The following is a 20,495-nucleotide window of genomic DNA, read 5'->3' on the forward strand; positions in this document are numbered from 1 at the left end:
GGGCTGGGGGACGCTGTGCCCGGATCGACAGGGGAACACCGGCTGCAGGAGCGGTTCGCCACGACCGCCCGCGCCCGCACCTTCTACGACCACCAGGTGTTCGACCGCCTCGACGACCGCATGCGCGCGTCCGTCGAGGAGCGCGAGATGGTCTTCGTCCCCACCGCGGACGCCGGCGGCGAGGCCGACTGCACCTTCCGTGCCGGGCCGCCCGGCTTCGTCTGCGTGCTCGACGAGCGGACGCTGCTGCTGCCCGAGTACCGCGGCAACGGGGTCATGGCCAGCCTGGGCAACATCACCGAGAACGGCCACGTCGGCCTGCTGTTCGTCGACCTCTGCGAGTCCGGCGTCGGGCTGCACGTCAACGGCCGGGCTGCGGTGGTCGAGTCGGCCGCACTGCGCGCCCGGCCCGGCCTGCCGCCGCGGGTCCTCGACGCGCTGGCCGTCGAGGGGGGACGGCGGGTCGACCGCTGGGTGCACGTCGACGTCGTCGAGGCCTACATCCACTGCGCCAAGCACGTCCCGCGCATGGTCCGCCGGGCCGACGCCCCGCAGGCCTGGGGGACCGACGACCCGGTGCGCAAGGGCGGCGACCACTTCCGCGCCGAGCACGAGCCGCGACCCTGGGTGGACGCCGTCCCCTGACCGGGCGGGTCAGCCGGGTGCCGCCGGACGGCGGGGGAGGCCCACCAGGTCGAGGACGAAGGCGGCCGGGCTGCCGGTGGGCGCCACCAGGGTCACCGCGTCCGGTGCGTCGCGGAGCAGGTCGGTCAGCGCGGCGACCCCGACGCTGGTCAGGTGGCCGACCCCGGTCAGGTCCACGACGACCGGGACCGTGCCGGCCCGGGACGCCGCGTCCAGGTGCTCCCGGAACCGGGCCGCGCCGAACGCGTCGACCGCGCCGCGCACCCGCAGCACCGGTGGCTCGCCGTCGAGCTCCGCGGTGAACGGCTCGTCGGTCGCCGGGGGCGGCACGCGCGCCGTACCAGCCCCCAGCGCCGTGCTCACCGGGCGGCACAGGCGGCGGCTGAAGGTCACCGTGGTCCCGCTGGGCTGGCCGTCCACGCACAGGTCGTCGCCGAGCGAGTGCACCAGCCCGAGCCCGGTGCCGCGATCCCCGCGGTCGCCGGGCGGCTGCCAGATGCCGTCGTCGTCCACGCGCACGTGCACCCGGCCGTCGGCGCCCAGTCGCAGCGCCACCACGACGGTGCCCGAGGACAGGAACCGGAAGCCGTGCTCGACGGCGTTGTCCACCGCCTCGCCGACCGCGAGCTCGACGGCCAGCTCGTCGCCGGGGTCGACCCGCAGCGCGCGCAGCCACTCCCGGACCCCGCTGCGCAGCCGCGGCAGCGCCTCCTCGGTGGCGGCCGCGCTGGTCCGCAGCACCGCCACCGGCTCGCGCGGGGCGGCCGCCAGCACGGTGACGTCGTCGTCCCACCCGCGGCGGACCAGCACCTCGACCGCGTCGGTGCAGATCCGCTCCACGGCCGACGCCGACGTCCCGGTCGGCCACAGCTGCCCGACGGCGGCCGCCTCGGCCAGCCGCGTCAGCTCGTCGAGCCCCTCCGGGTAGGACCGGTCGGCCCGCTCGACCAGCCCGTCGCTGTACAGGACGACGACGTCCCCCGGGCCCAGCGGTGCGCGCTGCGGCGGCCCGCCGGGCCCGCTGCCCAGCGGGCCACCGCCGCTGCCGAGCAGCAGCCGGCCCACCCCGGACGCGTCGACCACCAGGGGCGGCGGGTGACCGCGGGTCACGTAGTCGATCGTCCCGCCCTCGGGGTCGAGGACGGCCACGACGAGGGTCGCCGACCGCGCACCGGGCAGCGTCTCGGCGAACCGCTCGAGCCGGGCGACCGCGGCCGCGGGGTCGGCGGTGGTGTCGAGCGAGTCCCCGAGGACGGCGCGCAGCTGGCTCATCACCGCCGCCGCGGCGACGCCGTGGCCCACGACGTCCCCCACGGCCAGCCCCACCCGGCCGTCGGGCAGCGGGCGCACGTCGAGCCAGTCCCCGCCGGCCGACTGCTCCGCGCCGGCCACCAGGTCCCGCGCCGCGACGTCGACCCGGGGGAGCACCGGCACGCTGCCGGGCAGCAGGGCGTGCTGCAGCTCGGTCACCACGTCGAGCACCGCCCGGTAGCGCTGCCCCGCCTCCGCGGCCTCCCGCTCGGCACGGCGCCGGGCCTGGACCTGCTCGGTGACGTCCCGGGCGAGGGAGATGACGCCGTCGACCGTGCCGTCGGGCCGCCGCCACGGCACCGCCGACCAGTCGAGGACCAGCTCGGTCACCTCGCCGCTGACCGGGTCGACCAGCTCGAAGCGCCACTCGGGGGTGGCGAACGGCCGCCCCGTGCGGACGACCTGCCGGTAGACGTCGAGGACGCCCTGGGACACCAGCTCGGGATAGACCTCGGCCAGCGGCAGGCCGCGCCACTCGGGCCGCTGCGAGTGCTCGCGGCTGAGCGCGCTCAGCGCGACCAGCCGCAGCTCGGGTCCCTCGACGGCGTCGACGAACGCCGGCAGCTGCTCGACCACCGACCGCAGCCGGGCCAGCTCCGCGGCGGCGCCGTCGTCCCACGACCGGCTGGCGTCCTGCATCGGCCTGCCTTCGCGTCCCCGTCCGGCGACCCGGGTCTGGGGTCCGGTCCCCGACGGCCCGACGACGGGGACAGCTCCGCACCGTAGCCCGCCTCGGCCACCGCGCGCGCCGCGAGCGGGACCGCCGGCCGCCGGGGCCCCGCCCGCGCACCCCGCCGCGGTCGCGCCGTGGGCGCACGATCGACTCGATGGCGGAGCCGTCCGCGCCTACGCTCGGACGGCCGGGGTGGGACGGCGTCGTCCCCGCTGGTCCGGCGGGGAGGCGGTCGACCATGTCCCAGCCACTCGAGGGGATGCCGGTCCTCGGCCGGGGCCGGCACCGCAGCCCCGCGCACGGCGCCTGCTTCCTCGAGTACACCGCCCTGCTGGCGGGCGAGCCGTTCAGTGACGAGCCGGCCTGCGTCGACGGCGAGCTGGCCGCCGTCCTCCGGCACGCCAACGACACCCTGTCCCCGGCCGACCGGCAGCGCCTGGTGCCGCTGCTCGGCCGGGCCATCGGCCTGGCGGTGCCCGAGCCGGTCGGGGCACCGCGGCGGGGACGGCGGGGGAGGGCCTGGGACCTGCGCGCCCTGCCGGGCTACGCGGCGGCGGTCGGCGCCCTGCGCGAGACGGTCGCGCGCCGGTTCACCGCCGCGCTGGGCTCCGACCTGCCCGCGGCCGCCTGGCGGGAGTACGACGGCGGGCGGGACCTCGACCGGCTGTTCTGGGGGCTGATGCTCGAGCCCGTGGCGGTCAACACGTCGGCGGCCTGGGTCGACCGGCTGCTCGGCCGGCTGGTCCTGCTGCACGAGTGCTACGAGCAGGCGTGCGACGAGCGGGGCGTCGTCCGCACCGGGCGGGACCTGGTCCCCTCCCGCTGACGGTCGTGCTCTGCCCCGCCAGGCGGGGCAGAGCACGACGTCGCGCCGGAGGAGGTGCGGTCCCGCCGCCTGCGGCTAGCGTGCGCTGCTGATGCCCACCTTCCCGGCGCGCGACGGCGCCGTCCTGTCCTACGACGTCCTCGGCGACGGGCCGCCGGTCCTGGTGCTCGCCGGCGGCGCGGCGGCCCACCCGTCCTACCTCGGCGACCTGGCGGGACTGTCGGACCGGCACCGCCTGGTGGTCCCGCACCTGCGCGGCGTGGGCGGCTCGGCGGGGGCCGACCTGACCCGGGCAGGGTCGCGCTGGGCGCAGGCCGACGACGTCGACCGGCTGCGCGAGCACCTCGGCCTGGCCCGCTGCACGGTGCTGGCCCACTCCGCGGGGACCCGGCTGGCCGTCGCCCACGCCGCGGCCCACCCCGAGCGCCTGGCCGGCCTCGTGCTGGTCACCCCGCCGGCGGAGTACCTGGTCGACGTCCCCTCCGACGCCCCCGCGATCGCCGCGGCGCGCCACGACGCCGCCTTCGCCGAGGCGACGGCGGCCGCGGCCGGGCCGCCCGACCTGTCCGGCGACGAGGGGTTCACCGCCTGGCGGCAGGCCTCGGCGGCGCTGGGCTACGCGCGCTGGGACGCCACCACCCGGGCGCACGCCCGCACGCTGCGGTACTCCCTCGCCGCAGCCCGGGCGTTCATGACCGGCGACGGGCCGCCCGACCTGACCGACCGGCTGCGCGCCGTGCAGGCGCCGGTCCTCGTGGTCGCCGGGGCCCAGGACGCCGGCACGGGCCTCGCCCCGGTGCTGGCGGTCGCCGAGCTCTTCCCGCACGGGCGCAGCGTGGTCGTCGAGGACTGCGGCCACTTCCCCTGGGTCGAGCAGCCCGACGCGTTCCGCGCCGCCGTCGACCCGTTCCTCGCCGGCGTCGCCGGCTGACCCGGCGGCCGCGCCTCAGCCGGGCGTGCCGTCGGCGAACGTCACCGCGCCCCGCCACGCCTGGCCCCGGACGACGGCGCGGTCGACCTCCTCGACCACCAGCTCCACCACCCAGCGCACCGGACCGGTCCGCGCGAGCAGGTCCTCGCCCGGCAGCTCCCGCGGGGCGCTGAGCAGGCCGAGGGTGCCGGCGGTGCAGGTCAGCGCCGCGTCGGCCGGCGTCCACGCGCGGTCGGGGGTCTCCAGGGCCCGCTCGTCGGCCGCCGTCCGCCCGGCGTGGTGGTCGTCGTAGCGCCGGGGCCACCGGCGGCGGACCGTCCACGAGCCGCGGCGCAGGTGCTCGGCCGCCAGGTCCTCCTGGTCGACCTCGCCGTGCCGGAGCACCTCGGTGAGCGTGGGCGCCCAGCCGGCGAGGAGCCGGTCGGCGGGCGCGAAACCGGTCGGGTCGGCGTCGACCTCGACGGCGTCGTCGGTCTCGACGACGCGTCCCCGCAGCGCGAGGTCCACGAGCAGCGCCCCGCGCACCGCCAGCGCGGTCACCAGGTCGTCGGTCAGCCGTCCGCGGTCGAGCGCCAGGCCGGCCAGCCGCATCGACACGGAGTCGTCCCAGTCGTCCACGGCCGCATCCTCCCGCCCGGGCGTCCCCGCGGGAACGCCGCCGGGCGCGCCTGCCCCCGCGCCGCTCACAACCGGCCGGGGTCGACGGCGACCTCGGCGATCACCGTGTCGCCGTCGTCCTTGCCGCGGCGGACCCGGGCCGGCACCGGCAGCAGCCAGCCGGCCTCCCGGTCGCGCCACACGCTGGTCGCCCACGTGTGCCCGTCGACGGTCGCGGTCACCGGGACCCGGCCGAACGGCCCCGCGACCTCGGGCGCGTGGCTCCCGGGCACCGGGGCGAACACCCAGCCGCCCGGGCCGGGCCGGCGGACGAGGGTCGCGTGGAAGGGCATGCGCACAGGGTGTCCGAGGGGTGCGACGGTCCGCGGTGCAGCGGGCTGGGACGGCTGCGCCCGCCGGGACGGGCGGGACGACGCGGCGGGCGGGCACCCGGGCACCGGCCCGGCGCTGTGCCACCGTGCTGACCGTGCCCGCCGCCCGCTCCCGGACCGCCCGGTGACCGGCGCGCTCCTGGCCGCGGCCGCGGTGCTCGGCGCCGCCGTCGGGCTGCTCGTCGACCGCGCGGCGGCCCGCTTCCCGTGGCCCCGCCCGGCGACCGTCGGCGGCGTGCTGGGCGGCGGGGTGCCGGGCGGGAGCGGGGGAGCGGCCCCGGCGGGGGTGCTGCCGGTCGCGACGGCGGCCCTGTTCGCCCTCGTCGCGCTGCGCTTCGGCGCCGGCGCGGAGCTGGCCGCCTGGCTGTGGTTCGCCGCCGCGGGCGTGCTGCTCGGCGTCATCGACCTGCGCGAGCGGCTGCTGCCCGACCGGGTGCTGCTGCCCGCCCTCGCCGTCTCCGGGGTCCTGCTCGCCGTCGCGGCCGCCGTCTCCGGCACCTGGCCGGACCTGGGACGCGCCGTCCTCGGGTCGGTGGTGCTGTTCGCCGCGCTGCTGGCGCTGGCCCTCGCGGCGCCGGGCCGGCTGGGGATGGGTGACGTCAAGCTCGGCGCGCTGCTCGGGCTGCACCTGGGCTGGCTCGGGTGGCCGGCGCTGCTGCTCGGGGTGCTGGCGGGGTTCGTCGTCCAGGCCGCGGTGTCCCTCGTGCTGCTGGCCGGGCGCCGGGTCGGGCTGCGCAGCGAGCTCCCGTTCGGCCCGGCGCTCCTGCTCGGCGCCCTCCTCACCGCCGCCTGGGCCGCCGGCCCGCTCTGAGCCCGCGGACCCGGTCCGGGGGCCGGATCCGGTCACGCGGTGTGACCGCCGTCCGACTGGAGTAGGCGGATCGGGTGGCCGCGGTCCTCCGATGCGGTGGACGCCCCTCAAGTCGGCGAACCGTCGTGGCGATCGGTTCTGCACAGCCGCGAGGACGGGTCAGCCGACCCGTACCGGCCGGCTCCACCCAGGGAGTACCCGTGCAGAACGTCTTCGCCACCCTTGTCGCCCTCGCCGCCGTCGCCCAGGACCGCCTGCGCGAGGAGAAGGGCGCCACCGCCGTCGAGTACGGCCTGATGGTCGGCCTGATCGCCGCCGTCATCGTCGGCCTCGTCGCGACCCTCGGCGGCCAGCTCGCCGAGATGTTCCAGACCGTCATCGGGGCCCTGAACGCCGCCTGACCGGTCGCACAGACCGAGACGTCCGCTGCCCGGCGCAGCGGCCCCGTCCAGCGGGGCCGCTGCGCCGCACCGCACCAGGGAGGAGGAACCAGATGAGGGTGCTGCGCGGTGAGCGCGGGGCCAGCGCGGTGGAGTTCGCGCTGATCGTCCCGCTGCTGGTCCTCCTCGTGTTCGGCATCGTGGAGTTCGGCCGCGGCTTCCAGGTCCACGGCACGCTGTCGGCCGCCGCCCGCGAGGGCGTGCGGATGATGGCGCTGCAGAACGACCCGGCCGCCGCGCGGGCCACCGTCCGGTCGGTGGCCTCCTCGCTCGACCCGGCGCTGACCGACGCGCAGATCGTGATCACACCGGCCCGGTGCCCGACCACCACCGGCTCGACGCTGGTGCGGCTGCGGATCGACTACGACATGCCCTTCCTCACCGGCCTCTTCGGGTCGTCCGTGGACATGACCGGGACGGGGGTCATGCGGTGCGGTGGCTGACCCGCCGGCTCGGTGCGGAGCGCGGCGCAAGCGCCGTCCTGCTCACCCTGCTCATGGTGCCGGTGCTCGGTCTTGCCGCCATCGCGGTCGACGTCGGCGCCGTCTACGCCGAGCGCGCCCGCCTCCAGGTGGCCGCCGACGCGGCCGCCCTGGCCGTGGCCCAGGACTGTGCCCGCGGCGCCTGCGGCGACGTGCAGGCCACCGCCGACACGATGGTGGCGGCCAACGCCGGCACCGCCGACGCCGACCGGCCCGTCCTCGCCACCCGCCCGACCCGGGTCACCGTGACCGGCCGCCAGCCGACCGAGCACTGGTTCGCCCCGGTGCTCGGCATCGACGCCACCGCTGTCTCCGCCTCGGCGACCGTCGCGTGGGGCGCCCCGGGCGGGGGGACGGCGGTGCTGCCGCTGACCTTCTCCTGGTGCGAGTTCTCCCAGCAGACCGGCGGGGGGATGCCCTCGGGCACCACCGTGCGCACCATCCGGCTGACCAAGACCTCGGGGACCACGGACTGCACCGGGCCGTCGCACAACATCGTCCCGGGCGGCTTCGGCTACCTGGTCACCGACCCCGGACAGTGCCGGGCCACCAGCGCGGTGAACGGCCGCTCGACGTCGTCCACCGGCAACACGCCGCCGTCCGACTGCCAGCCGGCCGACCTCACCCACTGGCTGGGGTCCACCGTGCTGCTGCCGATCTTCGACCAGTACGGCAGCACCGGCAGCAACGCCTGGTACCACGTCTACGGCTACGCGGCGTTCCACATCACCGGGTACCACCTCGGCGGCCAGTTCAGCACCACCCCCCGGCCGTGCGGCGGCAACGACCGCTGCATCACCGGCTACTTCACCCGCTTCGTCGAGCTCTCCGACGCCTTCTCCCTCGACCCCGACGCGCCCGACCTGGGGTCGGCCGTCCTCCGCCTGATCCGGTAGGTGCCCCGTGAGACGACTGCTCGCCGCCCTGGTGGCGCTCCTGCTCGCCCTCGTGGGCACGCTGGTCCTGGTGGCCCACGTCCGCGGGGCCGACGCCCGCGCCCTCGCCGGCGTGGAGACCGTGGAGGTCCTCGTCGTGGACCAGCCGGTCCCCGAGGGCACCCCCGCCGACGAGCTCGAGGACCTGGTGCGCACCGAGCTGCTGCCGGTCAAGGCCGCCACCGAGGGCCGGGTCACCGACCTGGCCGAGCTCGCCGGCCAGGTCGCCACCGTCGACCTGCAGCCGGGGGAGCAGCTGCTGGCCGCGCGGTTCGGCGACCCCGCCGCGCAGCGCGACGCCGGGACCGTGGCGCTGCCCGACGGCACCGAGGAGGTCACCGTGCTGCTCGCCCCGGAGCGCGCCGCGGGCGGCCGGCTGGTCGCCGGGGACACCGTCGGCGTCTTCCTCTCGCTGACCTTCGAGGACGGCCGCGCGACCACCCACGCCGTCCTGCACCGCGTCCTGGTCACCCGCGTCGACGGCGGCGTCCCCGCCGCGACGGGCGACACCGAGACCGCCGCTGCCGAGGAGGGCGACGCCGTCCCCACCGGGAGCGTGCTCGTCACCCTCGCGCTGCCGGCCTCCGACGCCGAGACCGTCGTCTTCGGCGCCGAGCACGGCACCCTCTGGCTCTCGCGCGAGCCGGCCACCGCCGACACCGGGGACACCGGGGTCGTCACCCAGACCGACGTCTACACCCGGGAGCAGAAGTGAGCCGCATCGTCCTGGCCGCCGCCGACCAGGAGCTGTGCGGCCGCGTCCTCGCCGCCGCCGACGGCGACGTGCACGTCCTGCCGCCCGGCCGCCTGCCGAGCGACCCGGCACGCCTGTTCGAGCAGCTCTGGGACGGCGAGCTCCCCGACGTCCTCGTCGTGGGACCCGACGCCGCCCCGGCCGAGGCGCTGTCCCTGGCCGCGCGCCTGGACGTGCAGTGCCCCGGCATCAGCGTGGTGCTCGTCGCCGCGCCGACGCCGGAGCTGTGGCAGGAGGCCATGCGCGCCGGCATCCGCGACCTGCTGGTGCCCGACGCCTCGGTGGCGGACCTCCGCGCCGCGATCGACCGCGCGGGCGCCGCCGCCGCCGGCCGGCGCCGCGTGCTGCGCCCGTCCGAGGAGACCGCCCGCTACACCGGCCGGGTCATCACCATCGCCTCGCCCAAGGGCGGGGTCGGCAAGACCACCGTGTCGACCAACCTGGCCATCGGGCTGACCGCGGCCGCACCGCAGTCGACGGTCCTGGTCGACCTCGACGTCCAGTTCGGCGACGTCGCCTCGGCCCTCGGCCTGACGCCGGAGTACACGCTGCCCGACGCCGTCCAGGGCCCGGCCAGCCAGGACACGATGGTGCTCAAGACCTTCCTCACCCAGCACCCGTCGGGCCTCTACGCGGTCTGCGGCGCGGAGTCCCCGGCGGCGGGGGACACGATCAGCGGCGCCGACGTCAGCCGGCTGCTGGCCTCGCTGGCGCGGGAGTTCCGCTACGTCGTCGTCGACACCGCCCCCGGGCTGTCGGAGCAGACGCTGGCCGCCCTCGACCGGGCCACCGACGTCGTGATGCTCAGCAGCATGGACGTGCCCGGCGTCCGCGGGCTGCGCAAGGAGCTCGACGTGCTCCGCGAGCTGTGCATGATCCCGGCCGGCCGGCACGTCGTGATGAACTTCGCCGACCCCAAGGGCGGGCTGTCGGTGCGCGACGTCGAGACCGCCATCGGCACCGGCGTCGACGTCGTCCTGCCGCGATCCTCCTCGGTGCCGGCCTCGACCAACCGCGGCATCCCGCTGCTGCAGGACGGCGGCCGCGAGCCCGTCGTCAAGGAGCTGCGCCGGCTGGTGTCGCGCTTCCAGGCCACCCCGATCGTCCGTCCCGGCCGCTACCGGGCCAAGCACCGGGCGGCGTCGTGACCTCCGCCTCGACGCACCGGGCGGCGTCGTGACCTCCGCCTCGACGCACCGGGCGGCGTCGTGACCTCCGCCTCGACGCACCGGGCGGCGTCGTGAACCTCGCCTCCCGCCTCGACGCCGCCCGCGGCCGGCACAGCGCGCCGGACGCGCCGGCGTCCCCCGCCGCCCCCACCGCGCCGGCCCCGCGCCCGGCCGTCCCCGCCGCCCGCGTCGCGGTGGCACCCGCGCCCGCGACCGACGCCCTCGCCCGGCTCAAGGACCGCGTCGGCAAGGCGCTGTTCGAGCGCATGGGCAGCCGGATGAGCGACGCGGGCCTCGGCGAGGAGCAGCTGCGGGCCATCGTGCTCGGGGAGCTCGACGCGGTCGTCGACGAGGAGCGCGTCCCGCTCAGCCCGGAGGAGCGCCAGCGGCTGACCGCCGAGCTCGCCGACGACGTCCTGGGCTACGGGCCGCTGCAGCGCCTGCTCGACGACGCCTCGGTCACCGAGATCATGGTCAACGGCCCGGAGAACATCTACGTCGAGCAGGGCGGCAAGCTGCGCCGCAGCAGCGCCCGGTTCGCCTCCGAGGAGCACCTGCGGCGGGTCATCGACCGCATCGTGTCCCGGGTGGGCCGGCGCATCGACGAGTCCTCGCCGCTGGTCGACGCCCGCCTCGCCGACGGGTCGCGCGTCAACGCGGTCATCCCGCCGCTGGCCTTCAGCGGCTCGACCCTGACCATCCGCAAGTTCGCCAAGGACCCCTTCACCGTCGAGGACCTCATCGGCTTCGGCACCCTGACGCCGGAGATGGCCGAGCTGCTGCGGGCCTGCGTCGAGGCGCGGCTCAACGTCATCGTCTCCGGGGGCACCGGCACCGGGAAGACGACGCTGCTCAACGTGCTGTCCTCCTTCATCCCCGAGGGCGAGCGGATCGTCACCATCGAGGACGCCGTCGAGCTGCAGCTGCAGCAGGAGCACGTCGTCCGGCTGGAGTCCCGGCCGCCCAACATCGAGGGCCGGGGCGCGGTGACCATCCGCGACCTGGTGCGCAACTCGCTGCGGATGCGGCCCGACCGGATCGTGGTCGGGGAGTGCCGCGGCGGGGAGAGCCTCGACATGCTCCAGGCGATGAACACCGGCCACGACGGGTCGCTGTCGACGGTGCACGCCAACTCCCCGCGCGACGCCGTCGCCCGTCTGGAGACCCTCGTGCTCATGGCCGGCATGGACCTGCCGCTGCGCGCCATCCGCGAGCAGATCGCCTCCGCCGTCGACCTCGTCGTCCAGCTCACCCGGATGCGCGACGGCACCCGCCGGGTCACCCACGTGACCGAGGTGCAGGGCATGGAGGGGGAGACGGTCACCCTCCAGGACGCCTTCCTCTTCGACTACTCCGCCGGGGTCGACCCCTCGGGCCGCTTCCTCGGCCGGCCGGTGTCCACCGGCGTGCGGCCGCGGTTCACCGAGCGGTTCGCCGACCTCGGCATCGCCGTCGACCCGCGGGTCTTCGCCGTCCCGCAGGCGCCGCGGCCCCGGGGGTGGGGCGGGTGACGCCGGCCCTGCTCGTCGCCGGCCTGCTCGCCGTCACCGGCGCGCTGCTGCTCGGGGTGGTCGCGGTCGTGCCCCCGGCCCCGCGGCGGGTGCCGCTGCACCGGCTCGACCCCGCCGTGCTCCCGCAGGGGTCGGCGCTGGCCGGCGCCGGCGCGGCCGCCGGCGCCGCCGTCGAGCGGGCGCTCGCCCGGCGCGGTCGGCTGGCCTCCGGGACGGCGGCCCTCGAGCGGGCCGGGCTGGGCGTGAGCCTGCCGGTGTTCGTGGTCCGCACCGGGCTGGTCGCGCTCGGCCTCGGGGTGCTCGGCGCGCTGCTCGGCGGCGTCGTCCCCGGGGTGCTGCTTGCCCTCACCGCCCCGCTGGGCGCGCGGCTGCTGCTGTCCTGGCGGACCGGACGGCGGCAGGCGGCCTTCGCCGACCAGCTCGACGACTCGCTGCAGCTGATGGCCGGCAGCCTGCGGGCCGGCCACAGCCTGCTGCGCGCGATCGACTCGGTGTCGCAGGAGGCCGAGGCGCCGACGTCGGAGGAGTTCGCCCGCATCGTCAACGAGACCCGGGTGGGCCGCGACCTCGCCGACGCCCTCGACGAGGTCGCCGCCCGCACCGCCAGCGACGACTTCACCTGGGTGGCGCAGGCCATCGCCATCCACCGCGAGGTCGGGGGCAACCTGGCCGAGGTGCTCGACGTCGTCAGCCGCACGATCCGCGAGCGCAACGCCATCCGCCGGCAGGTCAAGGCGCTGGCCGCCGAGGGCAAGCTGTCGGCGATCGTGCTCATGCTGCTGCCCTTCGGGGTGAGCGGCTTCATCGCGCTCACCAACCCCGAGTACCTGTCCACGTTCACCGAGACCGGCGTCGGGTTCGTCATGCTCGGCGTCTGCGGGCTGCTGCTCACCGCCGGTGCGCTGTGGCTGAAGAAGACCGTGAGCATCCGGTTCTGATGAGCGCCCTCCCCGTCCCCGTGCTCGCCGCGGCCCTCGCCGTGGCCCTCGCCGTGCCCCTGCTGGGCTGGGCGCTGCTCGCCCGTCCCGACGCGGCGACCGTGCAGGCCCGCGACAACCTCACCCGCGGGCTGGACGCCGCCCCCGTCGGCCCGGCCGTGCCCCTCGGGGGCGGTGCCGCCGGCCGGCTGGTGCGCGCGCTCACCCCGCCCGGCACCGTGGCGCGGGTCGACCGGCTGCTGGGCACCGCCGGGCGCCCGGCCGAGTGGCCGCTGGCGCGCGTGCTCACCGCCAAGCTGGTGCTGCCCGCGATCGCCGCCGGCCTGGGCGCGCTGCTGCTCGGCGCCCGCCCCGGCGCGCTGCTCGCCGTCCTGGTGGTCGTCGTGACCGGGGTCTGCTGGTTCGTCCCCGACCTGCTGCTGACCAGCCGCGGGCAGGAGCGGCGGCAGGCCATCGAGCTGGAGCTGGCCGACACCCTCGACCAGATGACCATCGCGGTGGAGGCGGGGCTGGGCTTCGAGTCGGCGCTGGCCCGGGCCGGGCGCACCGGCAAGGGGCCCCTGGCCGAGGAGCTGGTGCGCACCCTGCAGGACATCGGGGTGGGCCAGCCCCGGCGCGAGGCCTACCTCGCGCTGGCCGAGCGCACCGGGGTGACCGACCTGCGGCGCTTCATCCGCGCGGTCGTGCAGGCCGACGTCTACGGCGTCTCCATCGCCGACGTGCTGCGCACCCAGGCCGCCGAGATGCGGCTCAAGCGGCGGCAGCGGGCCGAGGAGAAGGCCATGCAGATCCCGGTGAAGGTGATCTTCCCGCTGATCCTGTGCATCCTCCCGACGCTGTTCATCGTGCTGCTCGGGCCCGCGGCGATGGACATCGCCGCCACCTTCAGCGGGGGCTGAGCGCCGGCGTGCGCACGTCCGCGGAGTCACCCGGGGCGACTCCGCGGACGTGCACGGCACGGCCGGCCGGAGAGCGCGGCGGCCGCCGGTCTAGCGGGGCTGGGCGGGGTTGGTCGGGTCGCCCTGCGACGGCGGGTTCACCGGCGGGCCGGTGGTCGCCCCGGACACCTTCGACCCGCCGGCGGCGGCCACCGGGTCGTCCGCCGCCGCGGCCGCCGGGTCGCCGCCGGAGGGCTGGGCGCCCTCGTGCAGCGAGCGCAGCCGGTTCTCCATGGCCATCACGACCTGGAGCCGGTCGGCGTGGGCGCGCTCGTAGTCCAGGAGCGTCTGCAGGCCGGTGGCGTCCAGCGTGCGGATGCGCGAGATCAGTCCCTCCACCGGCAGGTGGTCGTAGTCGGGCAACGGCAGCTGGTCGTGCTCGGTCATGCCGACCGCCTACCCCTGCCCCCGCGGTCCGACACGGTGTGTGGCGTCCGGGTCGGTGGGTAGGCGGCGAGCTAGAGCGCGCCCCGCCCCGGGCGCCGTCCCGACAGCACGATGAGGAAGTTGGTCCCCACCGCATGGACGTGTCCTTCCTGGCACCGGTCTTCGAGGCCCCAGGTCCCTACGCCACCGTGACGGCCGACGTCACGCACACCACCGAGAACGCCGACACCGAGCTCGACCTCCGCGTCCGCGCGGTCGCCGAGAAGCTCGGCGAGCAGGGCGCGCCGGAGGTCGTCGTCGAGGCGGTGCGCGGCCGGCTGCTGGAGGGCAACGACGGCGGCGAGGCCGGGACCATCAAGGGCCGGGCGGTCGTCGTCGCCTCCGACGGCAGCGTGGTGTTCGACTCCCAGCTCGCCGACGTGCCGCGCCAGGAGCTCGCCGAGTGGTCGCCGCAGCCCGACCTGCTGCCGGTGCTGCGCGCGCTGCCGGGCCGGGTCTCGCACGTCGTCGTCCTCACCGACCGCACCGGCGCCGACCTCACCGTCGCGACCCTCCCGGGGCACGCCGACGAGGAGGAGACGGTCAAGGGCGACACCTTCCAGATCCGCAAGTTCCAGGGCGGCGGCTGGGCGCACCACCGCTACCAGCACAACGCCGAGAACAAGTGGGTGCACAACGCCGACGACGTCGCCGAGCACATCGCCTCGGTCGTCCGGCGGCTGCACCCCCGGTTCGTCCTGCTCGCCGGGGACATGCGCGCCCGGCAGATCCTCACCGACCGCGCCAGCGGGCTGTGGTCGGACCTGATCGTGTCCATGGACGAGGGCGGCCGGGCCGCCGGCGCCGACCGCGAGCCGGTCGAGCGCAGGGCCGCCGAGCTCGTCGCCGAGCACGAGGCGCGCGACGAGGCCGAGGCCGTCGAGAAGATCAGCTCGGCCGGGGCGCACGGGCTGGCCGTGACCGGCACCGCGAACGTCGTCGAGGCGCTGCGCAAGGCCCAGGTCGAGACGCTGGTCCTCGCCGACCCCGCGGACGACGAGAAGCTGCTCGTGGGCGGCTCGCCGCTCGAGCTCGGCGTCGACCAGGCCGACATGGACGCCCTCGGCGTGCAGGAGGTGCACTCGGTCCCCGCCGACAGCGCGCTGCTGGCCGCCGCCGTCGCGAGCACCGCGGGCGTCGTCGTCGTGCCCCGGGCGGCGATGCCCGGCGACATCCCGGTCGCGGCGATCCTGCGCTACACCGACGACTCCACGCCCACCCCCCAGTGACGGAGGCAGCAGCCATGACCGACCCCCACCAGGAGGGCACGCCCGCCGGGACCAGCCCGGCCGACGTCGACCGCCGCTCCGCGATCGCGGAGGTGCTCGGCAAGGAGGTCTGGCCTGCCGACCGGGACACGCTGGTCTCCCGCGCCCAGGAGAACAACGCGACCGACCGCGTGCTGTCCGACCTGCGCCGGCTGCCCGAGGGGCAGCAGTTCGAGAACGTGCAGGACGTCGCCCGGGCCCTGGGCCTCGGCACCGAGCAGCAGCGCTTCTGAGGGGGGTCCGCGTGGTCACCATGAAGGAGCCCAGCCCCGAGGCGCTGGCCAACGTCACCGAGCACAACGTCGAGACGCGCGCCGACCTGCTGCCCGAGGAGTCGGTCATGAAGGGCGGCGGGATGGAGGAGGTCGCCGCCGAGGTGATCCTCGCGGAGTCGGAGGAACGCACCGTGCACCCCGACGCGGACGACGCCCAGGGCGCCCACCGGCAGTCGGCGGAGACGGCGGACCTGCCCTGAGCGAGGGTCCTGCACCGGGCGCCGTGCACGAGCACCCGGTGCAGCTGCGCTGGGGGGACAGCGACGCCTTCGGGCACGTCAACCACGCCCGGGTGCTGGGGCTGCTCGAGGACGCCCGGCTGGCCATGGCCGGACCGGGCCCCGGTGCGGGCATCATCCTGGCCCGGCTGGAGGTCGACTACCTCCGCCAGGTGCACTACCGGGTCTCCGAGCACCTGACGGTGAGCAGCACGATCACCCGGCTGGGCCGCAGCTCCATCGGCATGCGCCAGGAGCTCACGCAGGACGGCGAGGTGGCGTTGCGCGCGGAGATGGTGCTGGTCAACTTCGACTACGCCGCCGACGCCACCAGCCCGCTCACCGACGGGCAGCGGGCGCACTGGGCGCAGTGGCAGGTGGACTGACCTCCGGCGCCCTCACCGGTGCACGGGCGTCGCCGCGATCGACGTCCCGGAGTCGCCGCCCGCCGCAGCCGAGACCACGGTGTCCCGGCCCAGCGCCTTGGCCCGGTACAGCGCCGCGTCGGCGCGGGCCAGCAGCTCGTCAGGGGTCTCCACGCCGTCCCAGACCGCGAGGCCGATGCTGCAGGTCTGATCCTCGGGCACCGCTGCGCGCAACCGGTCGAGCACCCGCTGCGCGTGCGCCTCGGGGCAGGCGGGCAGGGCGATGACGAACTCCTCACCTCCCCAGCGGGCCACGACGTCCGGCTCGCGCAGGACCTCGGTGCACACGGCGGCGAAGCGGCGCAGCAGGTCGTCACCGGCCTGGTGGCCGAAGGTGTCGTTGTAGGCCTTGAAGTGGTCGAGGTCTGCCACCGCGACGCTGAGCGGCGCGCCGGTGCGCCGGGCGGACGCGATCTGCGAGGGCAGGTCCGCCTCCCACGACCGGCGGTTGGGCAGGCCGGTGAGGGCGTCGGTGGCCGCCGTGCGCTCCAGCCTGCGCAGCAGGGCCTCGTTGTCCAGGGCGAGGGCGGTCTCGTCGGCCAGCAGGCCCACCGTGGCCGCCCGGTGGTCGGACACGGAGTCGACGCGGTCGTCCCAGGCCACCACGAGCACACCCAACGTGGCGTCGCCGGACTGCACCGGGTGGACCAGCACCGACCGTGCGCCCAGTGCCGCCAGCAGGTCCCCCGCGAGCAGCGGATCCGCGGCCGGGTCGGCCAGGAACAGCGGCCGGCCGGTGCGCGCCACCTCGGCGCAGGCGGAGGCGGCACCGAGTGGCGTGCGCACGCCCGTCGGGTGGGCGCCCACGCCGGCGGTCACCACGAGGCCCGGCGCCGGGGTGGGCCCATCGCCGGCTCTCGCGCCCGGGCCCACCGGGGCGTCCTCGTACTCGACCAGGTGGGCCGAGCTCGCACCGCCGAGGGCCCGGACCGCCTCCAGGATCGTGCCGCGGACGTCGTCCCCGGAGCGGATGCGCCGCACCAGCCGCGCGACGGCCAGCACCGTCTCCTGCGACTCGCGCAGCGCCTGCTCGGCGGCCACCCGCTCCGTGACGTCCTGCACGTGGGCCAGCGTCCACGGCCGCTCGTCCGGGCCGGTGACGTGGGTCAGGGTCAGCCACGCCGTCCGGACCGTGCCGTCGGGGCGCACGTAGCGCTTCTGCACGCGCCCGACCCCGTCCTCCGCGCCCGTGATCAGCCGCGTCGACGCCGCGTGCACGTGCCGGTCGTCGGGGTGGTGGAACGGTGCGGCGGACCGCCCCAGGAGCTCCTCGGCCGGCCGGCCGAACAGCCGGCACATCGCCGGGTTGACCGCGACGAACACCCCGCGCTCGTCGGAGAGGCCGATACCCACCGGCGACGCCTCGAACAGGACCCGGAAGCGGGCCTCGGTCAGGGCGTCGCTGACGTCGGCACGTCGGCGAGCCGGTCGCCGTGCCCTCCACCCGGCGACGCCGGCCAGCAGTGCGGCACGGACGCCGACCGGGACCGCCTCGACCGGCGCGGGCGGCCGCACCGGCTGCACGCCGGCGGGCGCGTCCCACTGTCCCGGTGGCGGGATCCCGTCGCTCATGGCACCTCCTGCCCGTGCCATCGACAGGCCTGGCAGCCCGGTCGAGGCGCGGGGACGCCGGACCCACTCCAACGGGTGGCCCCCGTGCGGTCGGTGACCGACCACGCCCCAGGACCGGCCGGTTACCGGCCCTCCCGCGCCGGGTACCGCGGGTGCGGACGGCCGACCGAGGAGGGGCGATGCCGAAGACGACGAAGAGCGGCGACGCGAAGGCCGACGAGATCCCCAGCACCCTGCAGCGCTCGGACGAGAAGGCGCAGCGCACCTGGGCCAAGACCCACGACTCCGCCGTCGAGACCTACGACGGCGACGAGCAGCGGGCCAACCGGGTGGCCTGGGCGGCGGTCAAGCACACGCACGAGAAGGTCGGCGACCACTGGGAGGAGAAGGACCACAGGGGGCCGTCCGACGCGCAGGCCGAGGGCGGTGCCCACACGGACCGGCAGACCAGGGGCGGCGTCGACGCCAACGCCACCAAGGAGCACCTGATGGACCTCGCCCGGCGGCTCGACGTGTCGGGCCGCTCGTCGATGACCAAGGACGAGCTCGTCGACGCCATCCAGAAGGCCAACGACAGGAAGACGGCCGAGGCCCGCACGAAGCAGGCCACGGCGGGTACCGGAACGGCATGACACAGGCTGACCGCCCCCGTCCGCCGGCCGACCAGGTCGTCGTCGTCCTCGGTGCCTCCAGCGGCATCGGCCGGGCGACGGCGCTCGAGTACGCGCGGCAGGGCTGCACCCGCATCGTCGTCGCCTCCCGGGGGGTGGAGGCCCTCGGGACGCTGGTCGAGGAGCTCACCCGCGCGGGCGCCGACGCGGTCGCCGTCCCCACCGACATCACCGACGAGGCCGCCGTCCGGGCGCTGGTCGAGGCCGCCGAGGCCCGCTTCGGCCGGATCGACACCTTCGTCACCGTCCCCGGCGTCGGCATCTGGGGCTCGGTCCAGCAGATCGGCCTCGACGAGTTTCGCCGCGTGACCGAGGTCAACTACATCGGGCACGTCGCCGCCGCGCAGGCCGCCGTCCCGGCGCTGGAGCGGGCCGGCGGCGGGGTGCTGATCGGCATCGGCTCGGTGGAGGGCTACCGCTCGCTGCCGCTGCACGCGCCCTACTCGGCCAGCAAGTTCGCGCTGCGGGCGTTCTACGACGCGCTGCGCGCGGAGCTGGCCGAGGCCCGGTCGCCGGTCGAGGTCAGCCAGGTCCTGCCCGCCACCATCGCCACGCCGTTCTTCGAGCACGCGCGGACCAAGCTCGGGGCGATGCCCAGTGGCCCGCCGCCGGCCTACGCCCCCGAACTGGTCGCCGAGGCGGTCGTGCGGACCTCCGTGCACCCCCGGCGCGAGGTCCCCGTCGGCGACGCGGCGCTGGGCATCATCGCCGGGCAGAAGTTCAGCCCCGCCCTCACCGACGCCGTCCTGTCCATGACCGCGCGGCAGCTGCAGACCACCGACCGGCCCGACGACGGCACCGACATCCTGGACACCCCGACGCCGGGACCGGGCCGGGTGCGCGGCGAGTTCGCCGACACCGTGCTGACCGCCAGTCCGATCAGCCGGGCGGTCGGCGCCGTCGTGCGACCCGGCGAGGTGCTGCTGCGCGCGATCCGGCGGCGCCCGTCGTCGGCGTGACCTGCGCGCCCGGGACGACCAGCAGCTCGGTCTGCCGCTCGCCCAGGTAGGTCACGCCGGTGTCGGTCAGCGCGACCGCCTCCTCCAGCGCCAGGCGCACGCACTGCCCGTCCCACTCGGGCACCGGCACGCGCACGGCGAGCTCGAGGGCGTAGACGGTGTCGGGGTGCAGCACCCGGTCGCCGTCACCGGGGACGCCGTGCTGGTCGTCCCACCGGCCGATCGCCGGCCCGGCGCCGTGGCCGTGGACGCCGATCGGGTGCGAGTAGACCTCGGCCGCCAGGCCCTCGGCGGTGGCCGCGGCCCGAGCGGCGGCGAGCACCTCGTTGCCCGTGCGCCCGGCGCACAGTGCGGCGGCGGTCAGCGCCTGCACCCGGGTGCCGGCCGTCCACGCCCGCGACAGCCCGGGCGGGGGTGCGGTCTCACCCGGCCGCAGCAGGTAGGCGGTGCGCTGCAGGTCGGTGGTCAGGCCGAGGCTGGCCAGCCCTGCGTCGCAGGTCACCAGGTCGCCGGGCAGCAGGGCGGCGTCCTGCGGCACGGCGGGCAGCTCGAGCCCGTGCCGGCCCCGCAGCGGCACCCCGGCCCGCTGCACGGTGACCCCCGGGTGGAACCAGGGCGGGACGCCGAGGTCGGCCAGCCGCTGGTGCACCCACCAGGCGAGGTCGGCCGCGGTCGTCGTCCCCGGGGTGACGCCGGCGGGGGACAGCGCCTCGGCCAGCACGCGGTCGGTGAGCCCGTTGAGCGCGTCGAGGGCGGCGATCTCCTCGGGCAGGCGGGTCTCCAGCCAGCCCACGACGAGGTCCTCGGCCGGCACCAGCCGCCTCGCGTGGGGGCCGAGCGCCTCGGTCAGCAGGCCGTGGTCGGTCACCGACAGCCCGTCGGCCAGGGCGCAGCGAGCCGAGACGTCGACGCCGATGCGGCGCGGGGCGGCCTGCTCGACGATCCGCCGCACCGCGGCCCACTGCGCCTGCTCGTCACCGCGGTCGCCGTCGTCCTCGCTGGTCCAGCCGGGCAGGAACTGGCCCACCGGGTAGCGGGAGACGGCCACGGGCGTGACGCCGTCGTCGCTGCGGTGCAGCACCAGCACGACCCGGCGCCGCGCCGACAGCCAGGTCGCCGGCAGCAGCGTGGCCAGCACCGGGTCCTCGTTGTTCTCCCGGCCCACCACCAGCCACAGGTCGATGCCGGCCCGGTCCATGAGCACCGGCAGGAGGTCCAGCAGCCGCTGGGTCAGCCACCTGTCCCGGACGTCGGCCTGCTGCCGCAGCGGCAGCGGCACCGTCCGCGTCGGGTCCGGGACCACCAGGGTCATGGAGAACAGGGAAGCA

Annotated in this window: 24 protein-coding genes; 18 read left to right on the top strand and 6 right to left on the bottom strand. The window is 76.6% G+C overall.

The features are described 5' to 3' along the window. Positions 1-15: 15 nt before the first annotated feature. Complete coding sequence (locus BMZ33_RS11025; RefSeq protein WP_091110055.1) at positions 16-645, top strand: pyridoxamine 5'-phosphate oxidase family protein; 630 nt, start codon at positions 16-18, stop codon at positions 643-645. 9 nt (positions 646-654) lie between these two features. Here the strand turns inward: BMZ33_RS11025 and BMZ33_RS11030 are convergent, their stop codons facing one another. Beyond that, positions 655-2,595 (bottom strand): SpoIIE family protein phosphatase, encoded by a 1,941-nt coding sequence (locus BMZ33_RS11030; protein ID WP_091110057.1) that lies wholly within the window; start codon positions 2,593-2,595, stop codon positions 655-657. A gap of 272 nt (positions 2,596-2,867) precedes the next feature. Here BMZ33_RS11030 and BMZ33_RS11035 point away from each other — a divergent pair, with 272 nt between their 5' ends. Together BMZ33_RS11035 and BMZ33_RS11040 are read left to right on the top strand one after the other, a co-directional pair. Continuing rightward, a complete protein-coding gene (locus BMZ33_RS11035) occupies positions 2,868-3,455 on the top strand; it encodes a hypothetical protein (protein WP_136697278.1) in 588 nt (195 codons plus the stop codon). 91 nt (positions 3,456-3,546) lie between these two features. After that, positions 3,547-4,386, top strand: coding sequence for an alpha/beta fold hydrolase (locus BMZ33_RS11040; RefSeq protein ID WP_091110062.1), 840 nt, complete (start codon positions 3,547-3,549; stop codon positions 4,384-4,386). 15 nt (positions 4,387-4,401) lie between these two features. On the opposite strand, the gene BMZ33_RS11045 is transcribed toward BMZ33_RS11040, so the two are convergent. Continuing rightward, positions 4,402-5,004, bottom strand: a complete 603-nt coding sequence (locus BMZ33_RS11045; RefSeq protein ID WP_091110064.1) for a hypothetical protein — start codon at positions 5,002-5,004, stop codon at positions 4,402-4,404. A gap of 65 nt (positions 5,005-5,069) precedes the next feature. Beyond that, positions 5,070-5,336 carry a DUF1905 domain-containing protein gene (locus BMZ33_RS11050; protein WP_136697279.1) on the bottom strand — a complete coding sequence of 89 codons (267 nt, stop codon included), beginning with the start codon at positions 5,334-5,336 and terminating at the stop codon, positions 5,070-5,072. A gap of 163 nt (positions 5,337-5,499) precedes the next feature. Between BMZ33_RS11050 and BMZ33_RS11055 the strand changes: the two genes are divergently transcribed. The 9 genes from BMZ33_RS11055 to BMZ33_RS11095 all read left to right on the top strand — a co-directional run bounded on the left by BMZ33_RS11055 (position 5,500) and on the right by BMZ33_RS11095 (position 13,314). Further along, positions 5,500-6,186 (top strand): prepilin peptidase, encoded by a 687-nt coding sequence (locus BMZ33_RS11055; protein ID WP_169064168.1) that lies wholly within the window; start codon positions 5,500-5,502, stop codon positions 6,184-6,186. A 200-nt stretch (positions 6,187-6,386) separates the two neighbouring features. Continuing rightward, on the top strand, positions 6,387-6,587 hold the full coding sequence (locus BMZ33_RS11060) for a Flp family type IVb pilin (protein ID WP_091110071.1): 201 nt from the start codon (positions 6,387-6,389) through the stop codon (positions 6,585-6,587). Positions 6,588-6,679: 92 nt separating this feature from the next. Continuing rightward, positions 6,680-7,069: a TadE/TadG family type IV pilus assembly protein gene (locus BMZ33_RS11065; protein ID WP_091110073.1), complete on the top strand. Its 390-nt coding sequence runs from the start codon at positions 6,680-6,682 to the stop codon at positions 7,067-7,069. Next, positions 7,057-8,004 (top strand): pilus assembly protein TadG-related protein, encoded by a 948-nt coding sequence (locus BMZ33_RS11070; RefSeq protein WP_169064169.1) that lies wholly within the window; start codon positions 7,057-7,059, stop codon positions 8,002-8,004. The genes BMZ33_RS11065 and BMZ33_RS11070 overlap by 13 nt, the downstream gene beginning before the upstream one ends. Before the next feature lie 7 nt (positions 8,005-8,011). Beyond that, positions 8,012-8,758 carry a Flp pilus assembly protein CpaB gene (cpaB, locus tag BMZ33_RS11075; protein WP_091110076.1) on the top strand — a complete coding sequence of 249 codons (747 nt, stop codon included), beginning with the start codon at positions 8,012-8,014 and terminating at the stop codon, positions 8,756-8,758. Then, a complete protein-coding gene (locus BMZ33_RS11080; protein WP_091110078.1) occupies positions 8,755-9,945 on the top strand; it encodes a CpaE/TadZ family protein in 1,191 nt (396 codons plus the stop codon). Before cpaB ends, BMZ33_RS11080 begins: the two co-directional genes overlap by 4 nt. 92 nt (positions 9,946-10,037) lie before the next feature. Further along, positions 10,038-11,477, top strand: a complete 1,440-nt coding sequence (locus BMZ33_RS11085) for a TadA family conjugal transfer-associated ATPase (protein WP_091110081.1) — start codon at positions 10,038-10,040, stop codon at positions 11,475-11,477. Then, positions 11,474-12,415: a type II secretion system F family protein gene (locus tag BMZ33_RS11090; RefSeq protein ID WP_091110084.1), complete on the top strand. Its 942-nt coding sequence runs from the start codon at positions 11,474-11,476 to the stop codon at positions 12,413-12,415. The genes BMZ33_RS11085 and BMZ33_RS11090 overlap by 4 nt, the downstream gene beginning before the upstream one ends. Next, on the top strand, positions 12,415-13,314 hold the full coding sequence (locus BMZ33_RS11095) for a type II secretion system F family protein (RefSeq protein ID WP_091110087.1): 900 nt from the start codon (positions 12,415-12,417) through the stop codon (positions 13,312-13,314). The genes BMZ33_RS11090 and BMZ33_RS11095 overlap by 1 nt, the downstream gene beginning before the upstream one ends. A gap of 90 nt (positions 13,315-13,404) precedes the next feature. On the opposite strand, the gene BMZ33_RS11100 is transcribed toward BMZ33_RS11095, so the two are convergent. Continuing rightward, positions 13,405-13,740 carry a DUF8129 domain-containing protein gene (locus BMZ33_RS11100; protein ID WP_091110089.1) on the bottom strand — a complete coding sequence of 112 codons (336 nt, stop codon included), beginning with the start codon at positions 13,738-13,740 and terminating at the stop codon, positions 13,405-13,407. A gap of 134 nt (positions 13,741-13,874) precedes the next feature. Here BMZ33_RS11100 and BMZ33_RS11105 point away from each other — a divergent pair, with 134 nt between their 5' ends. The 4 genes from BMZ33_RS11105 to BMZ33_RS11120 are packed head-to-tail and all read left to right on the top strand — an operon-like array spanning position 13,875 to position 15,926. Continuing rightward, positions 13,875-15,008 carry a baeRF2 domain-containing protein gene (locus BMZ33_RS11105; protein WP_091110092.1) on the top strand — a complete coding sequence of 378 codons (1,134 nt, stop codon included), beginning with the start codon at positions 13,875-13,877 and terminating at the stop codon, positions 15,006-15,008. 14 nt (positions 15,009-15,022) lie between these two features. Beyond that, on the top strand, positions 15,023-15,280 hold the full coding sequence (locus tag BMZ33_RS11110; RefSeq protein ID WP_091110094.1) for a DUF2795 domain-containing protein: 258 nt from the start codon (positions 15,023-15,025) through the stop codon (positions 15,278-15,280). Between the two features lie 20 nt (positions 15,281-15,300). After that, positions 15,301-15,522, top strand: a complete 222-nt coding sequence (locus BMZ33_RS11115) for a hypothetical protein (RefSeq protein ID WP_244524276.1) — start codon at positions 15,301-15,303, stop codon at positions 15,520-15,522. 23 nt (positions 15,523-15,545) lie between these two features. Beyond that, complete coding sequence (locus BMZ33_RS11120; protein WP_169064170.1) at positions 15,546-15,926, top strand: acyl-CoA thioesterase; 381 nt, start codon at positions 15,546-15,548, stop codon at positions 15,924-15,926. A gap of 12 nt (positions 15,927-15,938) precedes the next feature. On the opposite strand, the gene BMZ33_RS11125 is transcribed toward BMZ33_RS11120, so the two are convergent. Next, positions 15,939-17,537 (bottom strand): sensor domain-containing diguanylate cyclase, encoded by a 1,599-nt coding sequence (locus BMZ33_RS11125; RefSeq protein WP_169064171.1) that lies wholly within the window; start codon positions 17,535-17,537, stop codon positions 15,939-15,941. Positions 17,538-17,716: 179 nt separating this feature from the next. Between BMZ33_RS11125 and BMZ33_RS11130 the strand changes: the two genes are divergently transcribed. Beyond that, a complete protein-coding gene (locus tag BMZ33_RS11130; RefSeq protein WP_091110104.1) occupies positions 17,717-18,169 on the top strand; it encodes a ChaB family protein in 453 nt (150 codons plus the stop codon). Then, positions 18,166-19,167: an SDR family oxidoreductase gene (locus tag BMZ33_RS11135; protein WP_091110106.1), complete on the top strand. Its 1,002-nt coding sequence runs from the start codon at positions 18,166-18,168 to the stop codon at positions 19,165-19,167. Before BMZ33_RS11130 ends, BMZ33_RS11135 begins: the two co-directional genes overlap by 4 nt. Here BMZ33_RS11135 and BMZ33_RS11140 read toward each other — a convergent pair. Beyond that, positions 19,088-20,479, bottom strand: coding sequence for a M24 family metallopeptidase (locus tag BMZ33_RS11140; protein WP_091110108.1), 1,392 nt, complete (start codon positions 20,477-20,479; stop codon positions 19,088-19,090). The genes BMZ33_RS11135 and BMZ33_RS11140 overlap by 80 nt on opposite strands. Between the last annotated feature and the right edge of the window lie 16 nt (positions 20,480-20,495).

Origin of the sequence: Geodermatophilus dictyosporus (assembly GCF_900115505.1) — a bacterium.
Taxonomy (GTDB): domain Bacteria; phylum Actinomycetota; class Actinomycetes; order Mycobacteriales; family Geodermatophilaceae; genus Geodermatophilus; species Geodermatophilus dictyosporus.